This window comes from Exiguobacterium alkaliphilum 12/1, assembly GCF_000714435.1.
GTDB lineage: Bacteria > Bacillota > Bacilli > Exiguobacteriales > Exiguobacteriaceae > Exiguobacterium > Exiguobacterium alkaliphilum.
On record NZ_JJMW01000071.1, the window covers coordinates 66,045 to 85,323 of the forward strand.

General features: G+C 53.6%; 17 protein-coding genes, 1 tRNA gene and 1 other RNA gene. 18 read left to right on the plus strand and 1 reads right to left on the minus strand.

Going from position 1 to position 19,279, the window contains the following annotated elements; genetic code table 11:
* Positions 1–150 precede the first annotated feature (150 nt).
* Positions 151–223: transfer RNA gene (locus RT52_RS15860), tRNA-Arg, on the minus strand.
* Positions 224–346: 123 nt separating this feature from the next.
* On the opposite strand from RT52_RS15860, the gene RT52_RS15865 reads away from it, so the two are divergent.
* The 18 genes from RT52_RS15865 (at position 347) to RT52_RS15945 (ending at position 18,644) form a co-directional block, all read left to right on the plus strand.
* The gene (locus RT52_RS15865; protein WP_034806877.1) at positions 347–1,483 is read left to right on the plus strand and encodes an RNA polymerase factor sigma-54; all 1,137 of its coding nucleotides are present in this window, start codon (positions 347–349) and stop codon (positions 1,481–1,483) included.
* Positions 1,484–1,741, plus strand: coding sequence for a glutaredoxin family protein (locus tag RT52_RS15870; RefSeq protein WP_034806809.1), 258 nt, complete (start codon positions 1,484–1,486; stop codon positions 1,739–1,741).
* 110 nt (positions 1,742–1,851) lie between these two features.
* Complete coding sequence (locus RT52_RS15875; protein WP_081825840.1) at positions 1,852–2,880, plus strand: sugar-binding transcriptional regulator; 1,029 nt, start codon at positions 1,852–1,854, stop codon at positions 2,878–2,880.
* Between the two features lie 58 nt (positions 2,881–2,938).
* The gene (gap, locus tag RT52_RS15880; protein ID WP_034806807.1) at positions 2,939–3,946 is read left to right on the plus strand and encodes a type I glyceraldehyde-3-phosphate dehydrogenase; all 1,008 of its coding nucleotides are present in this window, start codon (positions 2,939–2,941) and stop codon (positions 3,944–3,946) included.
* Positions 3,947–4,044: 98 nt separating this feature from the next.
* Positions 4,045–5,229 (plus strand): phosphoglycerate kinase, encoded by a 1,185-nt coding sequence (locus RT52_RS15885; RefSeq protein ID WP_034816037.1) that lies wholly within the window; start codon positions 4,045–4,047, stop codon positions 5,227–5,229.
* An 18-nt stretch (positions 5,230–5,247) separates the two neighbouring features.
* Positions 5,248–6,000: a triose-phosphate isomerase gene (gene tpiA, locus RT52_RS15890; RefSeq protein WP_024370416.1), complete on the plus strand. Its 753-nt coding sequence runs from the start codon at positions 5,248–5,250 to the stop codon at positions 5,998–6,000.
* Positions 6,001–7,542, plus strand: a complete 1,542-nt coding sequence (gene gpmI, locus RT52_RS15895; protein WP_034816039.1) for a 2,3-bisphosphoglycerate-independent phosphoglycerate mutase — start codon at positions 6,001–6,003, stop codon at positions 7,540–7,542.
* Positions 7,543–7,569: 27 nt separating this feature from the next.
* Positions 7,570–8,862, plus strand: a complete 1,293-nt coding sequence (gene eno / locus RT52_RS15900; protein ID WP_024370414.1) for a phosphopyruvate hydratase — start codon at positions 7,570–7,572, stop codon at positions 8,860–8,862.
* 626 nt (positions 8,863–9,488) lie between these two features.
* Positions 9,489–10,370, plus strand: coding sequence for a UTP--glucose-1-phosphate uridylyltransferase GalU (gene galU, locus RT52_RS15905; protein WP_034806708.1), 882 nt, complete (start codon positions 9,489–9,491; stop codon positions 10,368–10,370).
* A 21-nt stretch (positions 10,371–10,391) separates the two neighbouring features.
* Positions 10,392–11,600 carry a glycosyltransferase family 4 protein gene (locus RT52_RS15910; protein WP_034816060.1) on the plus strand — a complete coding sequence of 403 codons (1,209 nt, stop codon included), beginning with the start codon at positions 10,392–10,394 and terminating at the stop codon, positions 11,598–11,600.
* Positions 11,597–12,928: a glycosyltransferase gene (locus RT52_RS15915; RefSeq protein WP_034816040.1), complete on the plus strand. Its 1,332-nt coding sequence runs from the start codon at positions 11,597–11,599 to the stop codon at positions 12,926–12,928. Before RT52_RS15910 ends, RT52_RS15915 begins: the two co-directional genes overlap by 4 nt.
* A gap of 54 nt (positions 12,929–12,982) precedes the next feature.
* On the plus strand, positions 12,983–13,870 hold the full coding sequence (locus tag RT52_RS15920; RefSeq protein WP_051690297.1) for a YitT family protein: 888 nt from the start codon (positions 12,983–12,985) through the stop codon (positions 13,868–13,870).
* Between the two features lie 73 nt (positions 13,871–13,943).
* Entirely contained in the window at positions 13,944–14,168 is a 225-nt protein-coding gene (secG, locus tag RT52_RS15925; protein ID WP_012726902.1) for a preprotein translocase subunit SecG, read from the plus strand.
* Positions 14,169–14,270: 102 nt separating this feature from the next.
* A complete protein-coding gene (locus RT52_RS15930) occupies positions 14,271–15,011 on the plus strand; it encodes an alpha/beta hydrolase (protein WP_034816042.1) in 741 nt (246 codons plus the stop codon).
* 15 nt (positions 15,012–15,026) lie between these two features.
* Positions 15,027–17,438, plus strand: coding sequence for a ribonuclease R (gene rnr / locus RT52_RS15935; protein WP_034816045.1), 2,412 nt, complete (start codon positions 15,027–15,029; stop codon positions 17,436–17,438).
* Between the two features lie 49 nt (positions 17,439–17,487).
* A complete protein-coding gene (gene smpB / locus RT52_RS15940; protein ID WP_029334607.1) occupies positions 17,488–17,958 on the plus strand; it encodes an SsrA-binding protein SmpB in 471 nt (156 codons plus the stop codon).
* A gap of 49 nt (positions 17,959–18,007) precedes the next feature.
* Positions 18,008–18,363: a transfer-messenger RNA gene (gene ssrA, locus RT52_RS16285) on the plus strand.
* A gap of 125 nt (positions 18,364–18,488) precedes the next feature.
* Positions 18,489–18,644: a hypothetical protein gene (locus RT52_RS15945; RefSeq protein WP_034816047.1), complete on the plus strand. Its 156-nt coding sequence runs from the start codon at positions 18,489–18,491 to the stop codon at positions 18,642–18,644.
* Positions 18,645–19,279: the final 635 nt, after the last annotated feature.

Here is a 19,279-nt window from a genome sequence, read left to right on the forward strand (position 1 = left end):
AATCTGCCTCCTTTATGTAGGTTGTAAACATATCATACCGTTATAGTCAATGTTGGTCAAACGATAGTCATCGTTTTTCACCTATTCCACCATTCTTTGGCGATGAAACGAAAAAAGAGGCCAGGCGTGTGCCTGACCTCTTACATATGATACACCCGGAGAGATTCGAACTCCCGACACCTGGCACCGGAAACCAGTGCTCTATCCCCTGAGCTACGGGTGCATGTTCTCTGACACGATTTATTATACATTTGTTTTTTTAAAAAAGCAATCCTGTTTCATGACCTTTTTTTGAAGCGGCGTGGAGTCGCTTCCGCTACAATAGGAGGCGAGGGGAGTGACCGAGATGCAACGGCAAGAGCAGCATCAAGTACAACGACAACAATTGACGCAAGACATGCTACGGCGCCTGCCCGTACTAGAGGCGGACCGGGCCGCCATCGTGTTCCAACTCGGACGGCTCGCGGCTCGAAGCGGACAGGTCGCCAAAGGGAACGGCATGGTCGAGTGGATTGCCGACGCGGGGGCCGGTTTCGAGGCGCGTCTGTTCGAGCAGATCGAGGAAGGGAGCGGGACGGAAGCGGAGAAGGCGCTCCAACGACAGCTCGTCCTCGCGCTCGACCATCGGGGGCTGTTGCCCGAGACGGATGCGATGCTCGCGGACCAATTCGGTGTCGAGGAGAGCGCCATCGAGTCAGCGCGCCGGGCGCTCTTGTTTCTAGAACCGACGGGCGTCGGAGCGAAAAACGAACACGAATGCCAATATCGACACGCGATCGAACACGACGACCCGCTCGTCTTGGACGTGTTCGAGGCGATGGAGGCGGGCTTCGACGATGTCCCGGGCCGCCTCGGGTTGAGTGCGTCCGAATTCGATCGCGTCACGCGCCTCATCGCGACGTTGCCGAAAGTGCCACTATTATATGAAGAAACCGAACAAATTTTCCCAGAGCTCGAAGTGAGACGGGAGGACGGACAGCTCGTCACGACGTGGTTCACGCCGGCGCTCGACATCGAGGCGGACGCAGAGCTGACGTGGTGGCACGACACGCTCGCGATGCGGGCGAAGACGTTGCAGTCGATTTGGGACGTCATCGCGGAAAGGCAGGCGGACTGGTTGAACGGGGAGCTCGTATTACACCCGTTGACACGAAAAGAAGTCGCCGCGCGCATCGGTAAACATGAGTCGACGGTCGGGCGGGCGATTCAACAGAAGTTTGTCCGCACCGAGGGCGGCACGATGGCGTGGCGTGATTTGTTCGTGCGGGCGACCGTGCGGGGACAGTCGCCGTTCATGATCAAACGCATCATCGCCGAGCTGATTCGTTCCGAGACGGCACCGCTTAGTGATCAGGCGTTGACCGAGGCGCTCGCGAACGAAGGGTATCACGTGACGCGACGGACGGTCGCCAACTATCGGGAAGCGCTCGGTTTCGGCAACTCGCGGGAACGGGAGCGGCAACTATGGAAAGGAGAGAGTTGAATGAAGCTGACACTTTATCGGCGTGACAACTGTTCGTTATGCGAGGAGGCGCTCGTCATGCTCGAATGGTTGCGAGAGGACTATCCGTTCGAGCTCGAGCAAATCGACATCACGACGGACGAGGCGCTCGAGGCCAAGTACTTGTTCGAGATTCCGGTCGTCATATATGAAGGGCACGTCATTAGTCAAGGGCGATATGATGACAGCAAAGTTGAAGATTTTGTTAAGTATACGCTTACATCGAAAAAAAACGTTTAGAGGGGTTGCAAGACGGAAAGGTGATTGATAAGATGAACTCGTAGCGGTGGGACGTAAAAATAAAAGTGGGACAAAAAATGTCCACACTTAAAGTCGAGGGGGAATGAGGTATGATCCAGCAACTGATTCATGTTCAGAAGCAAATCGTCCCAGACCTGCTCGACACGCTCCGACATCGTTACGACATCTTACATTATGTCCGATTGATGCAGCCGATTGGCCGCAGGACATTGGCCACGAGCCTCGGGCTAACGGAACGAATCTTAAGGCGGGAGGTCGACTTCTTGAAAGACCAAGGTCTACTCGCAGTCGCCACTCAAGGTATTTCCCTTACGGAATCGGGCCGAAACGTTCTTCGAGACTTGCATGAGGTCATGGGAGAAATCCTAGGTATCTCAGAAGTCGCGCGAGAACTCGAGCAAAAGCTAGGCGTTCGCCAAGTCGTCATCGTACCGGGAGACTCGGACGAGACGTTCTGGGTCCAGCGAGATATCGGACGGGCCGCCGTCACGCAGTTAAAAGCGCGACTGGCACCGGACGACAATATCATCGCGGTCACAGGCGGCACGACGATGGCATCTGTCGCGGCGATGATGTCGCCCGATAAGAAAGAACGGCCGATGCATTTCGTACCAGCGCGCGGCGGACTCGGTGAGACGCTTGAACTTCAGGCGAACACCGTCTGTTCAAGGATGGCGGACCGGGCCAACGCAGACTATCATTTGCTCCACATTCCAGACGAAGTGTCGCAAGAGACGTTCGAGCGGATGGTGGAGGAACCTAGCATAAAAAATGTGCTGGAAATGATTAGAGCGGCGCGAATAGTGGTACATGGAATTGGTGAGGCCGAAACGATGGCGAAGCGCCGTCGCGCCACACCGGAGCATTTGCGGATGATCGAACGGCATGAAGCCGTCGCCGAAGCGTTTGGCTATTATTTCAACGCGGAAGGTGAAATCGTGCATCGGGTCAAGACGGTCGGCATTCAATTAGAAGAGCTCGACAACATGGACACCGTCATCGCGGTCGCTGGAGGGAAATCGAAGGCGCAGGCGATTGCCGCATATGCGAAACATACGCCGAACATCATTCTCGTCACGGACGAAGGTGCGGCAACAGAATTATTAACGTGTTATTAAAGAGTTGACCCCCGTTGGCTCTTCAATAAATAGCTTCTACCCTAAGGAGGAAATTAACATGGCAGTAAAAGTTGGTATTAACGGATTTGGACGTATCGGTCGTTTGGCATTCCGCGAGATCATCAAAAACGAAGGAATCGAAGTTGTTGCAATCAACGACTTGACTGACACGAAGATGCTTGCTCACCTTCTCAAGTACGACACGACGCAAGGTCGTTTCGACGGAGACGTTGAAGTACACGACGATCACTTCCTCGTAAACGGCGAGAAAGTTCTTACACTTGCAAACCGCAACCCAGAAGAACTCCCATGGGGCGAGCTCGGTGTTGACATCGTTCTCGAATGTACTGGATTCTTCACAGACAAAGAGAAAGCGGAGCTTCACTTGAAAGCTGGCGCGAAAAAAGTTGTCATCTCGGCACCAGCTACAGGTGACATGAAGACTGTTGTTTACAACACGAACCACGAAATCCTCGACGGTACAGAGACAGTTATCTCTGGTGCTTCATGTACGACAAACTGCTTGGCGCCAATGGCGAAAGTTCTCCAAGATCAGTTCGGAATCGTTGAAGGTCTCATGACGACGATTCACGCTTACACAGGCGACCAAAACACGCTTGACGCGCCACACCCGAAAGGTGACTTCCGTCGTGCGCGTGCGGCAGCAGCGAACATCGTACCGAACACGACTGGTGCGGCGAAGGCAATCGGCCTCGTTATCCCAGAACTTCAAGGTAAACTTGACGGTGCGGCACAACGTGTACCAGTTGCGACAGGTTCACTCACAGAGCTCGTAACAGTTCTTGAGAAAACTGTATCGGTTGACGAAATCAACGCAGCGATGAAAGCAGCAGCAAACGAGTCTTACGGTTACACGGAAGACGAAATCGTTTCTTCTGACATCGTCGGCATCACGTACGGTTCACTCTTCGACGCGACACAAACGAAAGTCATGACAGTTGGCGACAAGCAACTCGTTAAGACAGTTGCATGGTACGACAACGAAATGTCTTACACTGCACAATTGGTTCGCACACTCAAGCACTTCGCTGAAATCGCGAAGTAAGTTCGTGAACTAAATAGAATCAAATAGGAGCGGAAACAAGAGATTGTTCTCCGCTCTATTTATGAAATTGAAATGCACGACACATGGAGGCGAAGGTTATGAACAAAAAGTCTATTCGTGACATCGATGTAAAAGGGAAACGCGTCTTCTGCCGCGTTGACTTCAACGTTCCACTCAAAGATGGCGTCATCCAAGACGAGACGCGCATCCAAGCGGCTCTTCCGACGATTAAGCACTTGATCGACGGCGGCGCGAAAGTCATCTTGGCGAGCCACCTCGGCCGTCCAAAAGGCGAGAAGAACCCTGAGTTCTCACTCGCACCGGTCGCGGCACGTCTCGGGGAACTCCTCGGCAAAGACGTACCACTCGTCGAAGAGGCATATGGCCCGGTCGCGGAAGAAGCGGTCGCAAAACTTTCTGAAGGCGACGTCGTCGTGCTTGAGAACGTTCGTTTCTACCCAGGTGAAACGAAAAACGACCCGGAACTCGCAAAAGGCTTCGCATCACTTGCTGACGTCTTCGTCAACGACGCGTTCGGTGCGGCTCACCGTGCCCACGCTTCGACGGAAGGAATCGCGCAAAACGTCGACACGGCAGTCGCCGGTCTTTTGATGGAAAAAGAACTTGAAGTGCTCGGCAAGGCGCTCTCGAACCCAGATCGTCCGTTCACGGCCATCATCGGCGGTTCGAAAGTTGCTGACAAGATCGGGGTCATCGACCACCTTCTTGACATCGTTGACACACTCATCATCGGTGGCGGTCTCTCGTACACGTTCTCGAAAGCACTCGGGCACGAAGTCGGGACGTCACTCCTTGAGGAAGACAAGCTCGACCTCGCACGTCAATTCATGAAAAAAGCAGAAGACAAAGGCGTGAAGTTCTTGATGCCAGTCGACTGCGTCATCACGAAAGAATTCGGCGAAGAGACTTACGTCGGACCAGTCGATATCGACAAGATCCCTGCGGATCATATGGGTCTTGATATCGGACCGAAGACAGTCGAACTTTACGCGGAAGCGATTCGCGAATCGAAACTTGTCGTTTGGAACGGACCGATGGGCGTATTCGAACTTGATAAATACGCAAACGGAACGAAAGGTGTCGCTCAGGCACTCGCGGATAGCGATGCTTACTCGATCATCGGCGGTGGGGACTCAGCTGCAGCAGCTGCCAAGTTTGGCCTTGCAGACCAAATGAGCCACATCTCGACGGGTGGTGGCGCGTCACTCGAATTCATGGAAGGCAAAAAACTTCCAGGCGTCGAGGCGCTTAACGACAAGTAAAATAGAGGAGGGTTATCGATGCGTAAACCGATTATTGCAGGTAACTGGAAAATGAACAAAACACTCTCGGAAGCAGTCGCTTTCGTCGAGGAAGTCAAAAACAACGTCCCGTCAACAGACAAAGTTGACGCGGCAATCGGCGCACCAGCTGTCTTCCTAGCTCCAATGGTAGAAGCAGCAAAAGGGTCAGACTTGAAGCTTGGTGCCCAAAACATGTACGACAAAGACAGCGGGGCGTACACAGGTGAGACGAGCCCAGCGATGATCGCGGACCTCGGTGTGACGTACGTCATCCTTGGACACTCAGAGCGTCGCGAATACTTCGGCGAGTCGGATGCGTTCATCAATAGCAAAACGAAAAAAGCGTTCGAACACGGTCTTACGCCAATCGTTTGTGTCGGTGAAACACTCGAGGAGCGCGAAGGCGGCAAGTTCGAAGAAGTCATCAAGACGCAAGTCGAAGGTGGCCTCGCGGACCTCTCAGCTGACCAAGTGAAACAACTCGTCATCGCCTATGAGCCAGTCTGGGCAATCGGTACTGGTAAATCAGCGGACGAAGCAGACGCGCAAAGCTCATGCAAATATGTTCGTGACGTGGTGAAAGGCCTTTACGGTGAAGACGTGGCGGCTGCAGTACGCATCCAATACGGCGGTTCTGTAAAACCTGAGAACATCAAGGAGTATATGGCGCAAGAAGACATCGACGGCGCACTCGTCGGCGGTGCTTCACTTGAAGCTGCTTCGTTCCTCAAGTTGTTGGAGGCGATTTAAATGGCAAGACCAGTCGCCCTCATCATCTTAGATGGTTTTGGCATGCGGGACGAGACGTTCGGTAACGCGGTCGCTGCGGCGAACAAACCGAACTTCGACCGTTTCTGGGAGACGTATCCGCATACGCTTCTCAACGCGCAAGGCGAGTACGTCGGCCTTCCGGAAGGACAGATGGGCAACTCGGAAGTCGGTCACTTGAACATCGGTGCCGGCCGGGTCGTCTATCAGTCACTCTCGCGCGTCAACAACGCCATCAAAGACCGTTCGTTCTTCGACCGTCAAGCGATGAACCATTTGGCGGGACATGTGAAGAAGTACGATTCGAGCCTCCACATTATGGGCCTCGTCTCGGACGGCGGGATTCACTCGCACATTCAACACATGTTCGCTGTCGTTGAGTTCGCTAAACTTCATGGCATTGAAAAAGTCTACATTCACGCTTTCACGGACGGCCGTGACTGTGATCCGAAATCAGGCGCAAGCTTCCTCGAACAGACGGAAGCGAAGCTCGCTGAACTCGGTGTCGGTCAAGTCGCTAGCGTGTCTGGACGCTATTATGCCATGGACCGCGACAACCGTTGGGAGCGCGTCGAGAAAGTATACGACGTCCTCGTCCACGGCAAAGGCGAAGTCGGCACGAACGCCGTCGACGTCTTGAACCAGTCGTATGAAGCAGGGCTCACGGATGAGTTCGTCAACCCGACGGTCATCGAGAAAGACGGTCAACCGATCGCGACGATCAAAGACAACGACGCGATCATGTTCTTCAACTTCCGTCCGGACCGGGCGATCGAACTTGCGAAAGTGTTCAAAGAGAAGACCGGCTTCAAAGGCTTCGAACTTTCGAACACACATCCACAGAACATCTTGCTCGTCTCGATGACAAAGTTCTCGGATGAAATCGACACAGATATCGTCTTCCCACCGGAAGATTTGAAGAACACGCTCGGCGAAACGCTCGCCGCGCAAGGGTACAAACAGCTCCGCGCCGCGGAAACTGAGAAATACCCGCACGTCACGTTCTTCTTGAACGGACAACAAGAAACACCGTTCGAAGGCGAAGATCGCTTCCTCGTGCCGTCGCCGAAAGTCGCGACGTACGACTTGAAACCGGAAATGAGCGCATACGAGCTCACAGAAGGTCTCTTGGAGCGTATCGAGTCAGATCAATACGATGCGTATATCATCAACTACGCGAACCCGGACATGGTCGGTCACTCGGGCATGCTCGAACCGACGAAAAAAGCGGTCGAAGTCGTCGACGAATGCCTCGGTAAAGTAGTGGACGCACTCATTGCCAAAGGCGGCGCGGCGATCATCACGGCGGACCACGGGAACGCTGACCTCGTCACGAACCCGGACGGCTCACCGATGACGGCGCATACGACAGAACCTGTCCCATGTATCATCACGAAGCCAGGCGTTGAACTGAAACCTGTTCTAAAAGGCTCGCTTTGCGACCTCGCGCCGACGTTGATCGACCTTCTCGGTGCCGATCAACCGGCTGAAATGACCGGTACGTCAATCGTTACAAAAAAATAATTTCCAACCAAAAAGGAGAGATTTAATATGTCAATGATTACAGAAATTTACGCACGCGAAATTTTGGATTCACGCGGTAACCCAACAATCGAAGTAGAAGTCTTCACAGAAGACGGCGGTTTCGGCCGTGCCCTCGTCCCATCAGGCGCATCAACTGGTGAGCACGAAGCAGTCGAACTCCGCGATGGCGACAAGTCACGTTACCTTGGTAAAGGCGTACTTAAAGCCGTTGCTAACGTAAACGACACAATCGCACCAGAACTCATCGGCTACGATGTCTTCGACCAAAACGCACTCGACGCTAAAATGATCGAGCTCGACGGTACGAAAAACAAAGGTAAACTCGGCGCTAACGCGATTCTCGGTGTCTCTATGGCAGCAGCACACGCAGCAGCAGACGAGCTCGGCCTTCCACTTTACACGTACCTCGGCGGATTCAACGCGAAGACGCTCCCAACGCCAATGATGAACATCATCAACGGTGGTTCGCACGCGGACAACAACGTTGACTTCCAAGAGTTCATGATCATGCCTGTCGGCGCGCCATCGTTCCGCGAAGCGCTCCGCATGGGTGCAGAAGTATTCCACGCCCTCAAATCAGTTCTTTCTGGTATGGGTCTCAACACAGCTGTCGGTGACGAAGGTGGTTTCGCACCAAACCTTAAGTCAAACGAAGAAGCGATCACGGTTATCCTTGAAGCGATCGAAAAAGCTGGTTACAAAGCTGGCGAAGACATCTACCTCGCGATGGACGTTGCATCTTCTGAGTTCTACGACAAGTCGACTGGCAAGTACGAACTCGCTGGCGAAGGCAAGTCGATGACGACTGCTGAGCTCGTAGACTTCTACGCTGAGCTCGTTGACAAGTACCCAATCATCTCAATCGAAGACGGTTGCGACGAGAACGACTGGGATGGCTTCAAGCTTCTTACTGACAAGATCGGCCACAAAGTTCAACTCGTTGGGGATGACCTTTTCGTAACGAACACGGAGAAACTCGCTGAAGGTATCGAGAAAGGCATCTCGAACTCGATCCTCATCAAAGTTAACCAAATCGGTACGCTCACAGAAACATTCGACGCGATCGAAATGGCTAAAAAAGCTGGTTACACAGCTGTTATCTCGCACCGTTCTGGTGAAACAGAAGATGCGACAATCGCGGACATCGCGGTTGCGACAAACGCTGGTCAAATCAAGACTGGTTCGCTCTCGCGTACAGACCGTATCGCGAAGTACAACCAACTTCTCCGCATCGAAGACATGCTCGGCGATGTAGCGAAATACGACGGTATCAAGTCGTTCTACAACCTCAAAAAATAATTGATTATTTTCAGGTCCGCCTTGTGCGGGCCTGTTTTTTTGTGTGAGTGTTTTTCAATCCGTCCCGGCGGCACCGATGCTTTCTGCAGGCAATCCACGGAGCCTCCTCGCACATCGTGCTTGCGGGGTCTCCGTTAGATTGCTTTCCTGCAAGAGTCACGGTGCCGCTTGGACGGTTGTGGGCGCTCGCTCACTCTCATATTATTTTTAGATATATCATTTATTCGATGGCGTATGTGTCACATGTAAGGCGGAGCGCGAAACAAGACGGCAGGCTGACTCCTAGGGGAGAGTGATGCAAGGATGACCCGGCAAAGCGCGAAATGCCCTGCGGAGGCATCCGCATCACCCCTGGAAAGCAGTCTGCCGTCTAGTGAAGCAAGAAACATGAGGTATGTTAATCCGTCATTCCGGGAATAGGATAGTGTAGGTGAAAGGGGGCGTTCATGATGATGATCAGCGGTTTTCTCCTTCTTCTCATCGCGCTCGGTGTCGGCGGTTGGTTCCTGTACAAGTATATGGACAACCGGAAATGGTCGTGACGCATGTCACGGCCGTTTTTTTTGTGCGTGAACGCTAGGAAATTGGGTATAATCAGATACAGTAGCTAAAAAGGAGAGACGTCCATGACACGTGTACGGAAAGCCATCATCCCGGCCGCGGGGCTAGGCACCCGTTTCTTGCCGGCGACGAAGGCGATGCCAAAAGAGATGCTCCCCATCGTCAACAAGCCGACGATCCAATTCATCGTGGAGGAAGCGGTCGCCTCGGGCATCGAGGACATCATCATCGTGACCGGGAAGAACAAGCGCGCCATCGAGGACCATTTCGACCGCGCCATCGAACTCGAACAAAACTTGGAAGCGAAAGGGAAGACGGAGCTCCTCGAGTCGGTCCGTCACTCGTCGAATCTCGCGAACATCCACTACATACGCCAACAAGAGCCGAAGGGACTCGGCCATGCGATTTGGTGTGCCCGGAAGTTCATCGGCGACGAGCCGTTCGCCGTCCTGCTCGGGGACGACATCATCGAATCGGACGTACCGGCGACACAGCAGTTGATTGAGCAATACGAACGCCACGAACGTGCCATCATCGGCGTGCAGCGCGTCCCGTATGAAATGACGAAACGATATGGTATAATTGACCCGCTTGCCGTCGAAGGGAAGCTGATCCCGGTCCGGACGTTCGTTGAGAAACCGCCGGTCGAGGAGGCCCCTTCGAACCTCGCCATCCTCGGTCGCTACATCTTGACGCCGGACGTCTTCGAGACGCTCGCGGCCCAAGAAGTCGGTGCCGGGGGCGAGATTCAACTGACGGACGCCATCGCCCGATTGAACGAGGCGAAGACGGTGTACGCCTATGAATTTGAGGGTCGTCGCTATGACGTCGGGGAACCGATCGGCTTCATCGAGGCGACGATCGCCCACGCCTTGTGCGACCCGGAATTGAAACCTAACGTCCACACGCTCTTGAAGCGTTTCGTGGACGAACTCGAACAACAGTAAGGTGTGTTACTTTTGAAAACAATGTTAATGGTCTGTCAAAACTATTATCCGGAGATCGGCAGTGCCGGCAACCGGATGCAAAATATTACGCATCTCATGAAAGAACGTGGCTACGACGTCGAGGTCATCACGGCCGCGCCATCGTATCCGAACTTCAACTTGTATCAAGACGACCGGTTCTGGAACGATCACGCGCTCAACAACCAACCGTTCATCAAGCGGCTCATCACGAAGAAGCGCAAGCACACGTCAAACATGCTCAGCCGGCTCGCCTTGTTCGTCGAACAGATGATGAAAGGCGTCGGCGCCGTACGGACGCTCGACACGAAACCGGATGTCGTCTTCGCGACGACCCCGTCTTTTTTTATGGCGTTCGTCGGGGTGTATGCAAAACGGAAGTATGGCGTCCCGTTCATCTTGGACGTCCGTGACTTGTGGCCGGAGTCGGTGAAAGGCGTCGGCGTGTTCAAGTACGACTGGATGCTCGCCCCGGCGTTCTGGTTCGAGAAGCGGCTGTACAAGTCGGCCGACGCGATCATCATCAACTCGGAAGGGTTCCGCAGCTATCTGCGCCAGCGCGGCGTCGACAACGAGCGCATGCACTACATGCCGAACTCGATTCGACAGAGCGAGCGGGAACTCGAGCGGACCGTCCCAGAAGACGACCGGATGGAGATTCTATACGCCGGAAACATGGGCCTCGCCCAAGACGTGTCGCTCTTGCTCGAGCTCGCGGAGCGGTTCCGCGACGAGCCGCGCGTCCACTTCAAATTGATTGGTTACGGCTATCGGAAGAACGAGTTGAAGGAGACGATTAAGGCTCGCGGCTTCAAAAACTTCTTGTTCCTCGAAGCGATGCCACGGACGGAGGCGTTCCAGGCGATTAAAAATGCGGACGTCGCGTTCGTCAGCTTAATCGACCAGGACGTCTTCGACACGGTCATCCCTGGAAAACTCATCGACTACATGGCGGTCGGCAAACCGATCGTCGCTGCGGTGTCAGGCCATGCGGCGAATGTCATCGAAGCGGCGGAGGTCGGCTACGTGTCACGGAAGCGTGACATCGATGAGATTGAGCGCTCGCTCCGAACGCTTCTCGAACGTCCGGAGTTACGCGAACAGTACGGCCGAAACGGCGTCCGCTATGTGAAAGACAACTTGTGTTGGGAAAACAATATCCACGTCCTCGAAGACGTGGTCGAAAAAGTAACGATGGAGGAAACACGATGAAGGTATGTATGTTTGTATGGAACCATTTTACGAATGACGCCCGCGTCCTTCGCGAATGCTCGGCGCTCGCCGAGGCGGGCTACGAGGTCGATTTGATTGCCCTCCAAGACCCGAAGAATAAAGAGCTCCCGGCTGAAGAGATGCGTCCGGAAGGATTCCGTGTCATCCGCGTGAAGCGCCAACCGTCGATTCTCGTCAACGGGATGAAGGCGCTCAAATCGGCCCGGACGTGGGTCACACAGAAGACGACGCGTAAAATCGGAGCCGGACTCATCGGAGCCGGACTGTTCGTCCTCGCGCCGTTCACGATGCTCGGCCTCGGTGCCGCGGCAGGCGCGATTCTGCTCCCACCGGTCCGGAAAAACATCGTCAACTTGAGCGCGATGCTCGAGATGGTGTTCGCCTCGACGAAGAAGTCGTATGACTTCTATCATGCCAACGACTTGAACACGCTCCCGCAAGCGTTGATCGCCGGGAAGCTCGTCAACAAAGGGAAGATCGTCTACGACTCGCACGAAGTCCAGACGGACCGGACCGGTTACGGCTACATCCAAAGTAACCTCGAAGGCTGGCTCCTGCCGTACGTCGACACGATGATGGTCGAGAACCATACGCGCGCGGCGCATAACGAGACGCTTTACGGTTTCTATCCGTACGTGCTCCACAACTATCCGTTCTATCGTCCGCTCGACTTCTCGCTCCGGAAAGACTTGCATGCGCTCCTCGGCTTGCCAAGCGATGAGAAAATCTTGTTGTACCAAGGCGGTATCCAAGCCGGTCGCGGTCTCGAGCAACTCATCCTCGCGGCGAAAGATTTCAAGGAAGGGACGCTCGTCATGATCGGGGACGGGAAACTGAAGCCGACAATCAAGCAGATGATTGAGGACGAAGGCGTGGCGGACCGCGTCAAGATGATTGACAAAGTACCGGTCGAGGCGTTACCGTATTATACGATGAACGCGTATCTCGGCTTCCAAGTGTTGAACAACGTCTGTTTCAACCACTACTCGGCCTCGTCGAACAAGTTGTTCGAATATTTGATGGCCGAAGTGCCGGTCGTCTCGTGCGATTTCCCTGAAATCGAACGGGTCGTCGCCGGGAACGATGTCGGGGTCGTCGTCGACTCGCACGACCCGCAGTCGATCGCGGACGGTGTCAACCGCCTGCTCGAAGATGAAGCGCTCTACGCACGCGTCAAAGCGAACACGAAGACGGCGCGTGAACAATATAACTGGGATTTGGAAAAAGAGGCACTCTTGGACGTCTACGCAAACGTCGCAGACCGCAAGTTGCCGATTATGAAAGACGGTGCGCCAAAACCAGCATAACGAGAAGACTGCGGTTTTGGCCGCGGTCTTTTTTATGTGGAAAGGGGAACTCATATGAAACGTCAACAACAACATCTGCTCCGCCAACAGGTGTGGAAGAAACTGCAATCGATCTCGTTAAAGGACATCGCCTGGATTATCGCCGGGTCGTTCATCCTCGCCTTCGGGGTCAACTACTTCACCGTCCCGAACGACTTCTCGGAAGGCGGACTGCTCGGGGTGACGATCATCTTGTTCTATCTGTTCGAGTGGGACCTCGGCGTCACGTCGATTATCGGGAACGGGATTCTCTTCATCATCGGGTATAAGCTACTCGACCGCCGGACGATGGTGTACTCCGTCATCTCCGTCGTCGCGACGTCGTTCTTCCTCAGCTTGACGCACAACTGGGGCAGCCCGTCGGAAGACAAGCTGCTCGCGGCCGTCTATGCTGGGATTTTGATTGGAATCGGTATCGGTATGGTGCTCCGTGTCGGCGGAACGACCGGGGGCGGGGTCATCATCGCCCGGCTCATGGAGCGGTATCTTCATTTGAGCGTCGCCGTGTCGATGTTCATCATCGATGCCATCGTCGTCGCCGCCTCGGGTTTCTTCCTCGGGGAACAAGTCGTCCTCTATACGCTCATCGCCATCATCATCGGCTCGTGGGTGATCGACCTCGTCGCCGAGGGACTCAACATCCGCAAGGCCGTCACGATCATCAGCGACAAACAAGAAGAGCTCGCCGTCGTGTTGACGGAGACGCTCGGCCGCTCGGCGACGATTATCCACGGCCACGGCTACTATACGAAGCAGGATAAGAACATGCTCTATATGATCGTCGACAAGCGCCAAGTCGCGCCGCTCAAGAAAATCGTCGAAGTGACGGACCCGCGTGCGTTCGTCGTCATCCACCAAGTGAAAGAGGTCATCGGGGAAGGGTTCAGCTACCCGTCCCGATAATTTGAAAGCTGGTGTTTTCGTCATAACTTCTATATAATAAAAGGCGTGTAAAAAGAAGGAGGAACTGACTACTATGCAAACGATCGCTACAATCAGCCTACTCGTCGTGGCTGTCTTATTGATTGTCGTCGTACTGCTCATGTCAGGTCGGTCGCAAGGTCTTGGGGCGATTGCAGGTGGCGCGGAGCAGTTGTTCGGCCGCCAGAAAGCGCGCGGCTTTGACGCTGTTTTGAACCGAACTGCAGCTGTACTAGGCACGTTGTTTTTCATTTTAGGATTACTAGTCGCATCATTATGATGAAAGGCTGATCGTTCTCGATTTTTACGTGAGGCGGTCAGCTTTTGTTTTTTTAGAATTTTTTTTGGGAATAATGGAATGTACGAGGAGATGACTTGAACGATGAAAGTGACTGCACCGAAACCGTTTTTCTTTGAAGGCGGACCACGTGCCGTGTTGATGTTACATGGCTTTACCGGATCGAGCGCGGACGTCCGCATGCTCGGCCGTTTCCTACAAAAAGAAGGCTATACGTGTATGGGACCCCAGTATCGGGGACATGGCGTCCCACCGGAAGAATTGCTTCAGTTCGGACCAGCCGACTGGTGGCAAGACGTCCAGGACGCGTATCAGGCGTTAAAAGATAAAGGTTATGACGAGATTGCCGTCTGTGGCCTCTCGCTTGGCGGCGTCATGTCGCTTCGCCTCGCCTCAGAAATGAACGTCAAAGGGGTCATCCCGATGTGCGCACCGACCGGCATCGACGCCGAGGACCGGTTATACAAAGGAGTCCAGGCGTACGCCCGAGAATATAAATCAAGAGAAGCGAAAACACCTGAGCAAATCGAGCAAGAGATGGACGACTTCAAGCCGATGCCGACGCTCAAGGACCTTCGTGCGTTCGTCCGCGAGACGACGACGAAACTCGAAGACATCTTCGTCCCGGCGCTCGTCGTCCAAGGGGCGAAAGACCGCATGGTTGATCCTCAATCTGCACACGAGATTTACGAGGCGATCAACGCGTTCCAAAAAGAACTGCTCATATATGAGGAGTCAGGACACGTGATCACCCTCGACAAAGAAAAAGAGAAACTGCACCACGACGTGCTCGATTTTCTCGAAACGTTGGACTGGTCAGTGTGAAAAGGAGGTGTCACGTTGAATTTACGTGACCAACTACTAGAAATCATCCAGTCGAGCGATAAAGCGCTCACTGTCGACCAATTGACCGAGCGATTAGCGCTCGAGTCGACGGATGCGTTTAAAGAACTCATCCGAACATTAAACGCCCTCGAAGAAGAGGGGTTAATCGGCCGGACGCGGACGAACCGTTACGGGACGCTCGCCGCACTCGGCCAAGTTGCCGGCATCATCTCGATTCACCAGCGCGGCTTTGGCTTCTTGTCGGTCGAAGGAGAGGCCGATGACGTCTTCTTGCCGGCCGAGCAATTGAAAGACGTCTACCACGGCGACACGATCCTCGTCAAAAAACGCGAGGACAACCGTGGCAAGACCGAGGGCGTGCTCCTCAAAGTATTGAAGCGCGGCTTGTCGGAGTTTGTCGGGACGTACACGCTCCCGAGCGGACGCCTCGACCAGTTCGCCTTCATCGAGCCGGACGACAAGCGCATCAACTTCTGGCCGGTCGTCAACCCGGACAAATCGCTCGGTGCCGTCGATGGCCATAAAGTCGTCGTCCGCATCACGAAATATCCGGACGGCCGTTTCGCCGGGGCGTGTGACGTCGTCCGCATCATCGGACACAAGAACGACCCGGGCGTCGACATCTTGTCGATCGTCTACAAGCACGGGATTCCGACCGAGTTCCCAGAAGACGTCATCAACCAGGCGAACGCCGTGCCGGACGAGGCCGACGAGAAAGACTTCATGGGCCGCGTCGATCTTCGCAACGAGACAATCTTCACGATCGATGGCGAAGACGCGAAAGACTTGGACGATGCCGTCCACGTCAAGAAGCTCGACAACGGCAACTACGAGCTCGGCGTCCACATCGCCGACGTCTCACACTACGTGACGGAAGGCTCGCCGCTCGACATCGAGGCGTTCGAGCGCGGGACGAGTGTGTATCTCGTCGACCGCGTCATCCCGATGCTGCCGCACCGCCTCTCGAACGGAATCTGTTCGCTCAACCCGCACGTCAACCGCTTGACGCTCAGCTGTGTCATGGAAATCTCCCCGCAAAACGGGAAGGTCGTCAACCATGAGCTGTTCCCGAGTGTCATCAAGACGACGGAGCGGATGACGTACACGAACGTCCGTGAGATTATCGAGCGCGACGACGAAGAGACGCTCAAACGCTACGAGCCGTATATCCCGTTGTTCGACCTCATGGCCGAGCTCGCGGAAGTGCTGCGCAAGCGCCGTAACTCGCGCGGGGCCATCAACTTCGATTTCGCCGAGGCGAAAGTCGTCGTCGACGAAGAAGGCAAACCGGCCGACATCGTCTTACGTCCACGCTCGGTCGCCGAGAAGTTGATCGAAGAGTTCATGCTCGCCGCCAACGAGACGGTCGCAGAGCACTTCCACAAGATGGACGTCCCGTTCATCTATCGTGTCCACGACAATCCGAAGTCGGACAAGCTCGACTTCTTCTTCGATTTCGTCGCCAACTTCGGCGTTCATATCGAACGGTTCAAAGGCCAGACGGTCGACCCGAAGACGCTTCAAAAGATTTTGAAGGCGATCGCAGGGGAACCGGAAGAAGCGGTCATCAGCACGATCATGCTCCGCTCGATGCAACAGGCGAAGTACGACGACGTCTCGCTCGGCCACTTCGGTCTTGCGACCGACTTCTACACGCACTTCACGTCACCGATTCGTCGTTACCCGGACTTGATCGTCCACCGTCTCATGCGCACATACGTCTTCAACGGCGACGTGTCAGAGAAGACGATCGCCAAATACGAGGACCGTCTCGACTCGATCGCCGAGCAGGCGTCGAAACGTGAGCGTCGTTCGGTCGATGCCGAGCGTGAGACGCAAGCCTTGAAGAAAGCCGAGTATATGGAATCGCGTCTCGGGGAAGAGTTCGATGGCGTCGTCAGCGGTGTCACGAACTTCGGGATGTTCATCGAGCTCCCGAACACGATTGAAGGGCTCGTCCGTCTCCAGTCGATGGATGACTATTACCACTTCGACGAGTCGCAGCTCATGTTGCTCGGGGAGCGCACGAACCGTCAGTTCCGCATCGGGGACGCCGTCCGTGTCAAAGTCGACGCCGTCAACCTAGACGAGCGGACGATTGACTTCACGATCGTCGGGATGCCGAAGCGGGAACAGTCGCGCCGTCGTCAACCGACGACGATCAAGGCGAAAGAAGGCCGTCCGAAGAAAGACGACAAGCGCGGAGGCCGTGGTCGTGACGACAAACGTCCGAAACGTGGCAAGTCAGGGAAATCGGGTCAAGCCGGCAAATCGGCGAAACCAGGCGAGAAGCCGAAACGGGACGGCGAGAAATCGTCACAAGGCCGTTCGGCGCTCAACTTGAAAAACAAAGACAAGCAAAAACGTAAAGGCGACGCCAAACGCGGAGCGAAGAAGCGTCGTTGACGGGAGGGGGCGACCCCTCCTCCATATTGAAGTAAAGGACTGAATGTGTATGGCCAAGAAGAAAGATTCGAACGTGCTCGCCCAAAACCGAAAAGCGTCCTTCGATTATGCGATTGAAGATACGATTGAAGCCGGTATGGTGTTGACGGGGACCGAGATTAAATCGGTGCGCCAGTCAAAGATCAATATCGCCGACGCGTATGTCCGCTTTGACGGTGGCGAGGCGACACTTCACAACTGTCATATCAGCCCGTTCGAGCAAGGGAACCGGTTCAACCACGAGCCGCTCCGTGTCCGAAAGCTATTGTTGCATAAGAAACAAATCAATCAGCTCATCGGCGCACAAGGGCGTGACGGCTATACGATCATCCCGCTCAAAGTGTACATCAAGAATGGCTTCGCGAAATGTCTCCTCGGCATCGGGCGCGGGAAGAAGAAGTATGACAAGCGCGACGACTTGAAGAAGAAAGATGCGAAGCGCGACGTCGACCGGGCACTCCGGGACCGGCAAAAATACTGACAGCGAGACCTGATTGTGGTATAGTTGTTGTAGTACCAATTACCACCTCGGGGACGTTATGGATTCGACGGGGGTAGGTCGGTCGTATGTGGCGTGTCGAGGGGTCGGCCTCGTTAAAACGCAAACGCCTATAACTGGCAAAACTAACACACAACTCGCAGCAGCCTAAGTGCCCTGCGGATCCTGACATCCATCGCTTGTGTGGATGATTATCAGGGTCTCAAACTAAGCAAGCTACGCTTCAACCTCGCCGTCTGAGGGCGCGAAGAAGAGATGAACCAGACTGGATGCGACAACGCCTGTTTATCGGCAGTGTCACATTGAGATTCAATAGATAAACTACACACGTAGAAGCATGCGTTACGATGCCTTCGGACGCGGGTTCGACTCCCGCCGTCTCCATTTTTAAGCAGTCTACGATGACTGTGATCAATGATATTTCATGAAGACCTTCTAATTTCATTGAGATTAGAAGGTCTTTTAATGTGAATGGAGCATGTCTCACAATGAAATGAAAGTAGGTGAATCGAATGGGAAAATATCAATTAGATATGAAAAGTAAGGTGGCCGCTGCCAAGTATCAAGATGGGAAAAAACCAGCTGTATCGAATAAAAAAGATAAAATCAATCAGCTTCGAGAAGCGTATTTAAAGAAGCAACAAGAGAAGAAACAAGCTGGTGAGTGATCAGCTAGGTTAGCTGACTTTAAGTGTCATGCTATAAGAAGATGGAATGAAAGAAGAGGGTCATCCGTGCGTAGTTTATGCACGGGTGGCCCTTTTCTTGTTTCTTCTTTTGTTAATCAAAGTCGATTTATCTCCATTTCAAACTTGATTCCATTATGATATCGATTCGGTTATTTGATGCTCACCACAAGTTAAATAAATCCACAACAATCACATCACTATTATCCTAGAAGATGAATAACAAAAGTGCCATTAACAAATCACTGATTGCGAGTGTGCCGAACTGCATGAGTCAGCTTATTTTTTTAGACTGCGAATCACGAGCCATCCACCCGAATGCAACAACGTCTGTTCATCAGCAGTGTCTCATTGAGAACTTTATCGATAAACTACACACGTAGAAGCATGTGTTGATGATGCCTTCAGACAAGGGATCGACTCCTGTTGTCTCTACTTTTTGAATAAATAAAAATGCTACAGGCGTTGCTAAATCAGTACTTGTGGCATTTTTACGTCCTGATTTATTTGCGAACCTATATTAATATAGTGATTATTATTTTTTTAAAAAAAGGTTGAATAAATCAAAGGGATGAATTAGATTTTTATTAAGGGTTTAATTGGTAATATTTATTAAT